The sequence below is a fragment of the Halobacteriovorax sp. RT-2-4 genome, from assembly GCF_047085445.1.
Classification (GTDB): domain Bacteria; phylum Bdellovibrionota; class Bacteriovoracia; order Bacteriovoracales; family Bacteriovoracaceae; genus Halobacteriovorax_A.
In genome coordinates this window covers 1-12,594 of sequence record NZ_JBKIXY010000001.1, presented here as the reverse complement: position 1 = coordinate 12,594, position 12,594 = coordinate 1, and the positions used below count along the sequence as shown (strand labels likewise).

Genomic DNA, 12,594 nt, shown 5'->3' with positions numbered 1-12,594 from the left:
AATAATTCTACATTAAAAACTTATTCATTGCTTCAAAGAGGATATTATTGCATGAGGTACCAACTGATTCAGGATGAAACTGCATCGTAAAAAAGAAGTTCGGGCGGTATGCCATTAATAATTCATCGTTATTGTCGAAAATGAATTGAGTCAGACTCTCCTTATTACCAGACTTATACTCTCCACTATCAATTTCTACTTTTAAAGAATTATAGCGCTGAAGCTTGGCATGAATTAGCTCAGTCCTATCTTCTCGATTAAAACAATCAAATAGATCCTCATCTTCTTCAAGCTTCATCGTAATGGCCTGACCATGCATTGGCCTAGAGCTTCTCACAACTCGAAGTTCATCAAAAATATTAAGAACTAATTGATGACCAAGACATATCCCTATGATCCGCTTGGCCTTTGAAAGTTCATCTTTAAAGTTGACACCAACACTTACAAAGGATTTTAAATATTCCTCTGGGTGGCCAGGGCCTGGCCCTAAAACGACTAGTTGATTTTCTAGGAGGTCTGAAATATTGCTTTTAGAAAGATTTCGAAAGTTTACGATATCAATATGAAAATCAAACTGATCAAAATAAGAGAGAATATTATTTGTAAAACTATCTTCAAAGTCGATAAAGACTAGTCTCACAAAGTTACCCCAAAGACTGAATCAAAATTCTTAGCATTGTAGTTAATTAAAATCTTCAATGAGATTGATTGATCAAGATTTAATTTATTATTAACAAACTCATCCTTTTGACGATATTCAATATCAAATACCCAACAATTATTAAGTGGATTGTAACGAGTTCCAAGATAAGATTCATATACCCTTTCTAATTCGAAGTCATAGTAATAACCAGTTCTAAATGAAAAGATATCATTTAATTCAAAATCAACATCAATAGTAAAATAACGTCGATCTTCAGAGAAAGAGTCGTAGTTGAAGCCTAGTTCATATTGAAATCTTTTCAAATCATGCTTCATTGTCAATGAAGTAATATGCTTACTTTCTGTATGGAAATAATACTCTGACAAATTAAGCGAAAAGTTATTAAAGTTAAGACCACTTAAAATTGCAAGCCTTGTCAGCCTATCATCAGTATCAATCGTTGACTCTTCATTATCTTCTAGGATTAAACCTTGAGAGATATTGAAATAAGCAATTTTGGAATATTCATAATTATCAAGTTGATAATTAAAATTCTTAAACATCTGATAATTAGGCTTAGGAGTTTTCTTTAAAATATTATTGTTAAACACTAATTCAATCGTATTTGATTCAGGTAAATCAGTACGAGTCGATACATCTTGAAGTGTATTATTTCGACCTCTAATAATATCTCTTTCATCAAAACGCCCATTGTCTTCAAGAAGAGCGAATTGATCCCCTAGTCTCTTATTTCCACGATATTTTTGAGCATTGTAATAAAAATGGTTCACACCGAATTTTAAACTATGTTTATACGAAGAACGATAAAGCTTTCTTACGTCTAATTCTTCTTTTTCTGTACGTGGAATTTTAGCAATTAAGTTTCTTTCCTCATCTTCGATTAAAACAGGCTTGATAATCTCTTCTTGAATATAAGCACGTCCATAAATTTTTTCGATATCGACCCACATTGAAGTATTAACATAGTTCCCATACTTATAACCGTTTTGCTTCTCAAGTTTCTCTGTAGGAAGTACATAGTATTGAGCATCGAGACCCGATTCCATTTTTATATTAATATGAGAGATCGGCCTTAAAACAAACTCTAAGGAAGGGTTATAGTCAAAACGCTGAATATTTCTATAATAGAGATTTTCGTTAACAACATCTTGTTTAAAGTAATCAAACTTTAGATTTTGATAAAAGTTTATTTTTGATAGAACACCTTTCGAATTAAAAATATTAAAAGGTCTATGTCCTAATCCTAGTCTCACAGTATTTTGTACATAATCAGTATCGAAACCTTCGGGATCACTGAAGATACTATTGCTCATAAAACTAGAGTATAAGTTTGCGATAACTGAATCACCCATATAATCAGTAGAAATACGAGAGCCTTTCTCACTACCCATATAGATATTTTTTTCGAAGTACTCCTCATAATCACTTTGAATATCAAGATCTGTTAAATAAGTAGAGTTTGCCCAAAATGATAATTTATTATTTGGATGATAAAAATAGTTAAACTTGTACGCCCCCCTAATCTCATCTTTGCCACTTGGTTCAAGATCGAGCTTACCTGGCTGCCAAATTTTATCGTTTACAGTTTTCCCATCAAATTCGATATTAGAATATTTACCAAGAGAGTTACGATACTCAAGAGCTAGACCATTTCCACGCTTACCAAAAACAGTCGGTGAAAAAGTAGCATCACTATTATCATTAATTGCCCAATAAATTGGTTGCTTAAAGTAGAAGCCCTCATCAAAATCAAGACCGATCGTTGGAAAAAGGAGCCCTGACTCTCTAACCTTTCTAATAGGTAGTGAAACATATGGGATATAAACAATGATCACACCATTAATCTTAACAAATGCATGCTTTAGACTAATATAATCATCAGGCACAACTGTGACTTCTTGCCCTTGAATACTCCAAGACTCAGGACAATCTTTACATGTTGTAAACTCCGCCTCAATCGCTTTAAAAACTCCACTATCATGACGAACAATTTCCTTACCTCTTAGGACAAAGTTTTCATCAACTAGTTTTGCATTTTGTACCGAAAACTCGGCCTTTTGAAGAGAGTATGAAATCTGTGTTCCATAAAGATTAAATTTGGCACCGGCGTAGCGAACATTTCCCCAAATCTTACCAATTTTCGTCGCAAGAGAGATGCTGGCCTTTTCACCATAGATTGTATCTGTACCAAGCTTGATAATAACATTGCCGTGAGCTTCATAAGAGTTATCACTACTTTTACGATAGGCTTTATCAGAAAGAATTTGGACTTCATCATTTTCTCCAAAAGCTAAAACTTTTGGAGTATCTGCGTAGATATTATTTTGAATACTTAGTACGAAGATACTTTTGCATACAAGCGATAAAGTAATAAGAGCCCACAACAAGAAGTTTGTTGGAACCAGATCTAAGTGATTCGATATTTGATTGTTTTTCTGTGTCAATTTCCTCATTAGTACTTAATATTGTATCGAGAAAATCGTGTATTTCATACACTTTTGTGCCAGTCTTTAAGTTTTGTTGAAGTGTTTCCTTACTTAATGCTCTCTCGTGCTGAAAGCTTAAAATATTCACTGATTTAATAATACAAGGATAAGTATTATAGAGCTTAATCGTACTACTAATTTGATCTTCACGACCTGTGGAGAAACTCATCAGTACATCAAATGACTCTTTGCCCTGACAATCTGAAATACTTTTTAAAAGTACTTTATGGCCTAATTGGTTATGAGCTCCAACAAAAACAAACTCCCTATCTCCAACCAGCATACTATCCCAACGTCCAGGAGTAAGAGGCCACTCAATTTTCTTCAACGAATCCTTATCAAGACTCTGCTGAGTTGATTCTTCAAATAGCGCAACGGCCATCTGCCTATTTCTTTCAAAATATGGTAAATCACTTTGTTTAGATACAGAAGTTAAAGTGATATCATCGCGCTCACACCACTGAGAAAGAATATCTTTTAGAAATGTCTGCTCAATATTTTCAAAAAGTTTTCCACCAAAACGAGTGATTCCATATTTTTCAAATAAAATCTCTTTTAATGTGTTACCTAAAATTTCTGTATGATCTAATCCAATTGATGTAATAGCAGCAATTGGCCTTGTGAAGATATTTGTTGCATCAAAGCGCCCGCCTAAGCCTACCTCAAGAATGACAAAGTCAGTTTCATGCTTAAGTGCAAATTTAATGAAAAGAACAAATAGTGCTTCATAAAAAGAGAGCTTTAAACTTTTGATGACTTCTTCATTCTCATCTAATAATTCTGTTAGCTCTTCAATCGAAATATTCTTTTCATTCAATTTAAAGCGCTCAGTGATTGATAAAACATGCGGAGAAGTCCAAAGACAACTTGTAAACCCTGCACGTTCATATAAGTAACTTAAGCTATGGGAAGTTTCACCTTTCCCATTAGTACCACCTACGATAATAACCTTAGACCTTGCTTCAATAACGCGTCTGTCTTGAGAAAGAAAATCTCTGATATGATCTAACTTAGGTCTAAAACTCTCCTTTCCACATAAAAGTGTAAGACGTTTTAGAAATGACTCTTCAAGTTTTTGACTTTGGAAATTATCTGTATTTTTCACGGCAAGAGATATCTCACGAAAAGAAATTTTTGACTATAAAAATCTATTAAAATTGATAGCTCTTATTCTCAGAACCAATAATATTAATTCGTCCATGAGTATTAATTTTTTCAATTTCTTTCGTTAACTGGTCTAAGTAATTTGGCTTTAGATGCCCTAAGTAAATTGGAATATCTTTAGGCATCTTTGCGATCTCAAGCCCCATCGTCTGCGCAGTATGGTGACGACTATCCTTGGCCAACTGATCATAAGAATTAGGGAAACTAACCTCAGAAAAGATTGCTTTAATATTCTTGATTGTTTTGGCCTTTTGCCAGATTGCATCTGTAGGCCCGGTGTCTTGTGTAAAGATGATTGCACAATCACCTTTTTCGATAATAAAGCCAAGAGAGCCTGCAAAGTGATTCACTTTAATTGCGTGAACTGTATACTCTCCAATTTTCTTTGTTTCACCATTTTCAATATTTGAAAACTTAAGAGTTGGATCATCTTTAGTTGGAAGCTTAGTAAAATCCGGCCAAATTTCATCATTTAAAAGATGCTTTTGAATACTTGTTTGAACTTCGTTAGATGTCCAAATATAAAATGGGTCACCTTTTAAACCAAAACAATTATCGGCCAAAAATGCTAAGTCAGAAATATGATCAAGATGAGAGTGTGAGATAAGAATATTATCTATATTTATCTGTTCTTTTACACTGATACCTGTTGCAACAGATCCTGCATCAATTAATAATTTATCATCCACCAAGTACGATGTGGCCCGACACTGTGGTGAGACCCCACCGTGGCCTCCAATGACTTTAACGATCATTCTAACTCCAATTTATTTAATTTTAACTTGGATTAGAAATTTTTACTAGTAATAAGATACTGAAAAAATAGGTTTATTTAGAAGTAAGCTCTTGATAAATCTCTTGTGTTTTTCGATTTGTAATCTTTGAAAGAAGTTTTGCAAGGTTTTTCGGCGTTTGCTTACCGAGATAATTTTGGGCCAACTTTTCAAATTCTTCATTAGATGCTGTTGCTCCAGATTCTAGCTTAGGCCATGATACAACCAAAACAAACTCACCTTTTGCATTAACCAAATCAGTTTTAAATTCTTGTGCTTTAAAGCGTATACACTCTTCAAACTTCTTCGTTAATTCGCGACAAACGCTTACCTGCGCTTCTGGAAATTCTTGTGACAATTGCTCTAGTGTCCCATGAATACGATGTGGTGATTCGAAGAATAAAGATGTTACATTTGTCTGATATGCTTGTTGGAATTTTGCCGAAATCTCACCTTTTTTTCGTGGAAGAAATCCATAAAAACAGAATGGATTTGGTGCCATTCCACTTAACTCAAGTGCAACAGTAACTGCACTAGGCCCTGCTACTGATGTAACCTCACCGCCTTCATTAATGAGCTCTTTCACTAGAATATGCCCTGGATCAGAAATGATAGGACTTCCAGCATCAGAGACAAGAATTGGGTGTTGTGCCGATCTGATTAAATCAAGAAAATACTTAAGACGATCCTGTGAATGATCATTAAATGAGACAACTTTTAAATCTGAACGCTCTATTTCTAATTTTGATAAGAGTGAGCGAAAAACACGAGTATCCTCGGCCAAAACGAGATCACAACTCACAAATGCCTGACGCATATTCTCAGTTATATCTCCAAGGTTTCCTATTGGTGTTGTTACTAGAGTCAGTTTCAAAGTTAGTCCTAATATTTAATGATTCCCCTTATTTATAACTTACATAAGAAATAACTTCCATCTAAAATCTTAATACGCAATGCGTTACAATAATTATTAGATGCTGTTATTTTGTAGAAGAAGGAGTTTAAATGACAATGCAAGCAAGAGTACGTACAGATTCAACAGGAAATATCACTGTCCATATCGAAGGTGGAATGGATTATGAAAATATCATTCCTCTTAAGCAAGAGTTAGCTACAATCACTAACACTCACCCTACTTCATTAATCACTCTTGACCTGACGGCCCTTAACTTTGTTGGCTCTTCAGGAATTGGTGTATTCGTTGATACAATCAAAGCATTAAATAAAAGACGTGATCAAGTTAGACTTTCAAATGTTGCGCCAGAGTTTTTAAAAGTTTTCAAAATCTATAACTTTGATGCAATGGATATTCTAATTAACGAATTCGAAACTGACGATACAGAGCTTTCACAATTCTACGGTCAGAGAAAACGTACTTTTCAGAACTGATAATTTAAAAGATTCACATAAAAATCTTGGCCTGGGCGCTCTTGTTTAAAACCAATTTCGGCCGGGCCTTCTAAAGAGAAGCCATCCTGATTAATTGATCCCTGGTAATTATAACCACCACCCTGGTAGCGAGAATCTTGATAAGGGCTATCATTTGTATCTGGATAATAATAATTTTCTTGGCTAGGCTGCATACGATCATTCTTTCTGTACTCATGGCTTCCTACAATATACCCACCAAAAATTAATCCAGCATAAAGACCAAGAGATGCACCAATTGCAACTGAGCGTCCCGAAGAACCAAATGCCATGGCAGCAGTACCGAGCAGAGCTCCTCCAACGGTTCCATATCCTGCATTTAAAGCGACGATTTTCACACGAGGATCCATATCTGCTTTTGCTTGGAAGCTAGTAAAAGTTGTTGAAATAAAAAGAGTAATTAAGAATAATTTTTTAACCATATGAAAATTGTAAAAGAAGGCCTCGTTCGATGCAAGGTAAATGTTGTTCAAACTAGCGACACTGTGCACGATATTTCAAAATAAGAAGAGATAAAATGAGCACTATTTAATAACCTCAACCTTTGAGACTCTGACATAAAACCGCTCGATTTAACTTCAAACAGCTTAATGAGAAACTCTCCATTTAGCTTATAAATACCTGCTATATCGACTTGCCCACAACCATGCCTACGAAGCATTGTCGAACAAACCAAAAGAGGAACAGATTCAGAGTGAACAAGTCGAGACTTTCTAAGTTCTAATGAACTTCCTTTAGCTATTTTCCTGAGTGACAAATTCTTTTACCCCTTTGAATGATTTTCGATGAATCGGGGTGATACCATAATCTTCTATGGCCTTGCGATGGACGGCCGTTGGATAACCAGCATTTTTTTCAAATCCGTAATGAGGATATTTTTTCGCCTCTCTTATCATAAGGTGGTCACGACACACTTTTGCAATGATTGAAGCAAGTCCAATGAGTGATGATTTTGAGTCACCCTTAATAATCGGATGAATATCGTTAATTTTTTTTGAAGAGAATGGAAACTTTCCATCAACAAGAACGACTGAACTTGAATCGCAAAGAAGATTATGACAGCTTTTTTTCATTCCAAATAAACTCGCCTGAAAGATATTGAGTTCATCAATTTTTTTTGGCGCAACTTTCTCAACACTGTATTGAAATAGTTCATGTTCATTGAATTTTGAAAACTTCTCTACCCCCAATTCTTTGAGAATACTCTCCATTTTTTTAAGTGTTAATTTTTTAGAATCTGTCACACCAACTGAATCTAGCCTTTCGACGAGAGACTTCAAGTTATCAATTGATACCTTTACAGCACAGGTTACAACAGGGCCTGCAAGAGGTCCTCTACCTACTTCATCTGTTGCTAAGATAAATTTATGGTTATCGACAAACTGTGATTCAAACATTTTTGACCCTAAAATAAAAAAAGCCCCTATTTCTAGGGGCCCTTCTATGACTTAAATAGTTTTGATTATTTTCTATCGTAGTCAATTGCGATACGAGCAGATTTACCTGAACGATCTCTTAGGTAGTAAAGTTTCGATCTTCTAGATTTACCTCTTTGAACGATCTCAATCTTTTCTACGTTTGGTGAATGGAATGGGAATACCCTTTCAACACCAATTCCAGAAGAAACTTTTCTAACTCTGAAGTGACCAGTAAGTTTTCCAGCTTCTTTCATTGCAATAACTACACCTTGGAAAATCTGAATACGAGATTTTTGACCTTCAGTGATTCTTGCGTGAACAGCAACTGTATCCCCAGTTTTAAATGTTGGGAATGATTCTACGTTTGTGTTCTTGTAATTTTCATTTACAACGTCTACTAAATTCATTACGAACTCCTACTTTAACGTCTTGAACTTCTCAGAGGACCAACACCGTGTTGTTCTTAAGTAAGTTCTATTTCATGGTCTCAGAGGCACTATTCAGTCGATCTAAATAGATGGCAACTGCCGAGCGAACAGACAAGTGATTATACCCATCAGCACTTCCACCAAAAATTGGCTCAAGCGCAAAATGTGCCCGTTCGAGTACTTGTGCATGAAGACCCCATCCTGTACCAAATAACAGGAAGATAGGCTTTTTGTCAAGGCGCGCATTATTGATCAGGTCAGTTTCTACACCGTTATTTGATTCAAAATTTGCTCCAGTAACACAGACCAAAGGATCAACACCTTCTATCTCTTTGATTTTATTGATTCCCTCTTCCACAGAGTTTACTAGGCGTGCAATGGCAAGTGCATCTTGGCGATCAGGATTATAAGCTCCTGCATCATCTTCTTCCCAGTGTCCTAGGATTCTATTAACTAACTTATGTTGGGCCTCTAGTGGCGTTACAATAAAGTAGTTCTTAATCCCAAAAGTACGACAACTTCTTGCGATGTCGTGTATATCAAGATTCGTTACTGAAGTCGTAACAATATCATCTCTTTTATTTTTAATTGGGTGGTGTACTAAGCCTAGATAAATATTATCTTTCATCTTTGGTATATCCTTAATCTTTATTTCTCATATAGGCTTTATACAAATCTGGCCTATACTTCTTTGTATATTCTAGTTTTTTACTGTGATTGAACTCATCAATCAACTTATGATTTCCCTCGAGTAAAACGTCGGGAACTTTTATGCCATTAAACTCAGAAGGCCTTGTATAAACAGGACCTTCAATAAGTCCATCTTCAAAAGAATCAAGAATTGCGCTATCTTCATTTCCAAGAGCTTTAGGCAAAAACCTCATCATAGCATCAACAATAGTCATGACGGCCAACTCTCCACCAGATAACACATAATCTCCAAGAGAAATTATTTTAGTTACATACTGAGAAATGAAGCGCTCATCAATCCCTTCATATCGCCCACAAATAAAAACATACTGCTTATTATTTTGTTGAAAGTCTTTGGCTAACAACTTGGCTTCCTCGTTATTAAAAACATCACCACGAGGAGAAGTATAAATAATCTCTAACTGAGACTTATCAAGAGATTCTGTCTCTAGGATATGATTAATTCCACGCTCTAAAACATCTGCGCGAATAACCATTCCAGGCCCTCCCCCATACGGAGCTCCATCAACACCTTTAAAACTCTTTGGTGAAAAGTCTCCAAGGTAGAGAGGGTTAAACTCAACTTCACTACCTAAGAACTTACCAATGACTCCACTATCTTTAAAGGCAGTGAAAAATTGTGGAAATAATGTAAGGACCCAAACTTTCTTCATTTACATTAGATGTGGAATATAACATTCCACACGATTCTCTTCTAAATTAACTAATTTAACAAAATGATCAACAAATGGGATATCCACAAATTTGCCACCTACTTTTGTCACTAGAACAATGTGAGCTCCATTATCAAAGTACTTATCAACTTTACCCACTACCGCTTCTTTTTCTAAGTCATAAACATCAAGACCGACAATATCAGACATGTAAAACTCGTCCTCATCTTCAATATCAGGAAAAATATCTCGACTTACGTAGATTTCAAAAGGAAGCATATCTTCTGTAATATTACGATTATCAACACCACTTAAATATGCGATGACTTTATTACCAAAAGAAATTGTTTTAATCTCCTTCTCTTCGCCATCTTTACTTATTTTACTTCCGCTTAAAGGCATAGCTATAAAAGTTGAGCCATTTTCAAGGACACTATTCACTTTATTTTCAAGATTAAAAACAAAAGCACCTTTAATTCCATGAGGCCTAGTTGCCGTACCAAGTAAAACCATATTTTCTAAATTTTTCTTCATGCTGCCTTATACCATGCTCTCTTCATTAAATCATCATTATATTTTTCAGGTATTTAACTTGCCAATTTTGTAACCTCTCGTTTTAATATTTATATTAGATTATTTATTCATGGAGAGAATTATGAAAAAACTAATGACAGTTGCAGCTACGCTAGTTGCAATTCCAGCAATCGCGGCGACAGCAACAATTGATGCGCCAACAATTTACGGAAAATTAAACAGAGTTGCACTTTACACTGACAACGAAAACTCAAACAGAACTTCTTTTTCTGGCTTTGTAGACGTTGATTCTTCTGAGTCTAGACTAGGAGCTACAGGAAAATGGGGAACAGAAGGAATTGAAGGTACTTACGTACTTGAAATGGGCCTTAACTCAAGTAAATCAAACTCTGGTAATGATTACAGAATCAGAATGCGTCAAGCTGCAGTTGGAGCAAAGACTTCTTTTGGTACATTCAAGATGGGTCAAACATATACTCCACTTGATTATGTAATGCTAAAATCAGATCCACTAAGCTCAACAGTAGCTTCAATGGCCGGTTCTGATACTAGTGCTAGAATTGATGGAGCAGCATCAGGTGGTCTTGGTTTTAGATACCGTGCAAGAACAGACATGTTCTCTTACGAAACACCAAGTATGGGTGGTCTTACAATCGCTCTTTCAACAGATCGTGGAAATGGAAATGATAACGACCCAACAGCTAACTACGGCGATACACACTACTCAGGTCTAGTAAGATACCAAAGAAAAATGGATAAGGTAGATCTAGACGTTTACGCTGGTTATGACCAATGGGCAAGTGCTTCAACTGAAGATAGCAACTACACTCTAGCAGGTGTAAATCTTGGACTAGGAAGCTTCAAAATCAACCTTGGTTACAGTATCGAAAACAACGACACGACAGTAGCTGATAGCGAAATTAATCGTATTCTTGCTGGTATCACTTATATGCTAAATAAGAATGTTTTCTCTGTTACTTACCAAAATCGTGATGAGAAAGATCTTAATAATGACTACACTCAAATTGCAGCTCACTACAGATATATGCTTAATAAGAATATTGACTTCAATATCACTTACCTAACATATGAAGTTGATACTGGTGCAACACAAAATGATGCATCAATGGCAGCAGCTGGTGTTCAATTAAAATTCTAATTTTAATTATTAGCTAAATACTTTAAGGCCCACGCAAAGTGGGCCTTTCTTTTTCACAAAAAATCACTATAATAACCACATGAAATTAGATCAAATTAAATCAATCGCTATTATGCGAACATCTGCCCTTGGGGACATTATTTGGACACTTCCAATGCTTAATCGCATTCGCAAGGCCCTTCCAAAAGCTAAGATATATTTTATAACGAGCAATACCTTTGCCCCTTTAATCGAAGGAATTGAGGATATTGAACTTATAAGAATTGATAAGCCAAAGAAGTTAAAAGACTACTTTAAATTAAAAAGTGTATTTGCCCCTTACAACTTTGATGTACTTCTATGTACACAGGCAAACCTTAGAATTAATTTTATCTACCCATTTATAAAAGCTAAGAGAAAAATTGGCTTTGACTCAAAAAGAGGACGTGATCTACAAAAAATATTCATCAATGAATCAATCCCTTTCAAGAAGGAGCATTCTGTAGACGCTTTTTTAGGCTTCGCTGATTACTTAGGAATCAATTCAAACGAAATCGAATTCAACTTACCTTTTACGACTGAAGAAGTTTCACAACTTCCTCCAAAAGACTTTATCGTTATACATCCAAAAGCTTCTTCACTTCAAAGAACTTGGTCTACAAAGCGCTACATCGAGCTTTCAAACAAAATAAAAGAGCTACACAATATACCAATTGTACTAACTGGAATTCCAAGCGATAAAGATATATGTGATTCTATTGAACAAGAATCACAGGCCGATATCATAAATCTATGTGGAAAAACATCTCTTAATGGACTTAAGAATGTCTTTTTAAAAGCTAGAATGGTGATTGCTCCAGACTCTGGACCTGCCCATATGGCAGCAGCGCTAAATACACCGGTAATAGGTTTATATACGGCCGTACCTCCAGAATACACTGGACCATTCGGTCAAATAGAAAACTGTATTAATGCCTATCCTAGGGCCTTAGAACACTACTTTCATAAAACAGAGAACGATGTCCCTTGGCGCTTTCGTATAAAAGAAGACGATATGATGAATCTTATTACTGTTGAGGAAGTACTTGAAAAGGTAAATTCAATCTTGAAGTAGTGTGACTTATTTTTTTTACCCACAAACAAAAAAAGCCAGATCATTGATCTGGCTTTTTATATAGAAGGTGCATCTTCCTAGTC

Annotated in this window: 15 protein-coding genes; 3 read left to right on the top strand and 12 right to left on the bottom strand. The window is 35.4% G+C overall.

The window, feature by feature from the left end:
• Nucleotides 1-7 precede the first annotated feature (7 nt).
• The 5 genes from ACMAYL_RS00075 to rsmI all read right to left on the bottom strand — a co-directional run bounded on the left by ACMAYL_RS00075 (nt 8) and on the right by rsmI (nt 5,961).
• Nucleotides 8-640 carry an aminodeoxychorismate/anthranilate synthase component II gene (locus ACMAYL_RS00075; protein ID WP_412469435.1) on the bottom strand — a complete coding sequence of 211 codons (633 nt, stop codon included), beginning with the start codon at nt 638-640 and terminating at the stop codon, nt 8-10.
• Nucleotides 637-3,048 (bottom strand): LPS-assembly protein LptD, encoded by a 2,412-nt coding sequence (locus ACMAYL_RS00070; protein ID WP_103216963.1) that lies wholly within the window; start codon nt 3,046-3,048, stop codon nt 637-639. The genes ACMAYL_RS00075 and ACMAYL_RS00070 overlap by 4 nt, the downstream gene beginning before the upstream one ends.
• The gene (locus tag ACMAYL_RS00065; RefSeq protein WP_412469434.1) at nt 2,984-4,255 is read right to left on the bottom strand and encodes a hypothetical protein; all 1,272 of its coding nucleotides are present in this window, start codon (nt 4,253-4,255) and stop codon (nt 2,984-2,986) included. Before ACMAYL_RS00065 ends, ACMAYL_RS00070 begins: the two co-directional genes overlap by 65 nt.
• A gap of 46 nt (nt 4,256-4,301) precedes the next feature.
• The gene (locus tag ACMAYL_RS00060; protein ID WP_412462497.1) at nt 4,302-5,069 is read right to left on the bottom strand and encodes an MBL fold metallo-hydrolase; all 768 of its coding nucleotides are present in this window, start codon (nt 5,067-5,069) and stop codon (nt 4,302-4,304) included.
• A gap of 73 nt (nt 5,070-5,142) precedes the next feature.
• Complete coding sequence (rsmI, locus tag ACMAYL_RS00055; RefSeq protein WP_412470553.1) at nt 5,143-5,961, bottom strand: 16S rRNA (cytidine(1402)-2'-O)-methyltransferase; 819 nt, start codon at nt 5,959-5,961, stop codon at nt 5,143-5,145.
• 131 nt (nt 5,962-6,092) lie between these two features.
• Between rsmI and ACMAYL_RS00050 the strand changes: the two genes are divergently transcribed.
• Entirely contained in the window at nt 6,093-6,476 is a 384-nt protein-coding gene (locus ACMAYL_RS00050; protein ID WP_103216959.1) for an STAS domain-containing protein, read from the top strand.
• Here ACMAYL_RS00050 and ACMAYL_RS00045 read toward each other — a convergent pair.
• From ACMAYL_RS00045 to rimM, 7 genes are all read right to left on the bottom strand, one after another.
• The gene (locus tag ACMAYL_RS00045) at nt 6,467-6,937 is read right to left on the bottom strand and encodes a hypothetical protein (protein WP_103216958.1); all 471 of its coding nucleotides are present in this window, start codon (nt 6,935-6,937) and stop codon (nt 6,467-6,469) included. The genes ACMAYL_RS00050 and ACMAYL_RS00045 overlap by 10 nt on opposite strands.
• A gap of 47 nt (nt 6,938-6,984) precedes the next feature.
• Nucleotides 6,985-7,272, bottom strand: coding sequence for a hypothetical protein (locus ACMAYL_RS00040; RefSeq protein WP_412470552.1), 288 nt, complete (start codon nt 7,270-7,272; stop codon nt 6,985-6,987).
• A complete protein-coding gene (locus tag ACMAYL_RS00035) occupies nt 7,250-7,912 on the bottom strand; it encodes a ribonuclease HII (protein WP_392992259.1) in 663 nt (220 codons plus the stop codon). The genes ACMAYL_RS00040 and ACMAYL_RS00035 overlap by 23 nt, the downstream gene beginning before the upstream one ends.
• 65 nt (nt 7,913-7,977) lie before the next feature.
• A complete protein-coding gene (gene rplS / locus ACMAYL_RS00030) occupies nt 7,978-8,340 on the bottom strand; it encodes a 50S ribosomal protein L19 (RefSeq protein ID WP_103216956.1) in 363 nt (120 codons plus the stop codon).
• 67 nt (nt 8,341-8,407) lie between these two features.
• Complete coding sequence (locus ACMAYL_RS00025; RefSeq protein WP_103216955.1) at nt 8,408-8,989, bottom strand: RNA methyltransferase; 582 nt, start codon at nt 8,987-8,989, stop codon at nt 8,408-8,410.
• 13 nt (nt 8,990-9,002) lie between these two features.
• On the bottom strand, nt 9,003-9,725 hold the full coding sequence (gene trmD / locus ACMAYL_RS00020) for a tRNA (guanosine(37)-N1)-methyltransferase TrmD (RefSeq protein ID WP_103216954.1): 723 nt from the start codon (nt 9,723-9,725) through the stop codon (nt 9,003-9,005).
• Entirely contained in the window at nt 9,726-10,259 is a 534-nt protein-coding gene (gene rimM / locus ACMAYL_RS00015) for a ribosome maturation factor RimM (protein WP_103216953.1), read from the bottom strand.
• Nucleotides 10,260-10,380: 121 nt separating this feature from the next.
• On the opposite strand from rimM, the gene ACMAYL_RS00010 reads away from it, so the two are divergent.
• Nucleotides 10,381-11,418: a porin gene (locus tag ACMAYL_RS00010; protein WP_158246790.1), complete on the top strand. Its 1,038-nt coding sequence runs from the start codon at nt 10,381-10,383 to the stop codon at nt 11,416-11,418.
• Nucleotides 11,419-11,497: 79 nt separating this feature from the next.
• Complete coding sequence (locus tag ACMAYL_RS00005; protein ID WP_412462495.1) at nt 11,498-12,511, top strand: glycosyltransferase family 9 protein; 1,014 nt, start codon at nt 11,498-11,500, stop codon at nt 12,509-12,511.
• Nucleotides 12,512-12,594: the final 83 nt, after the last annotated feature.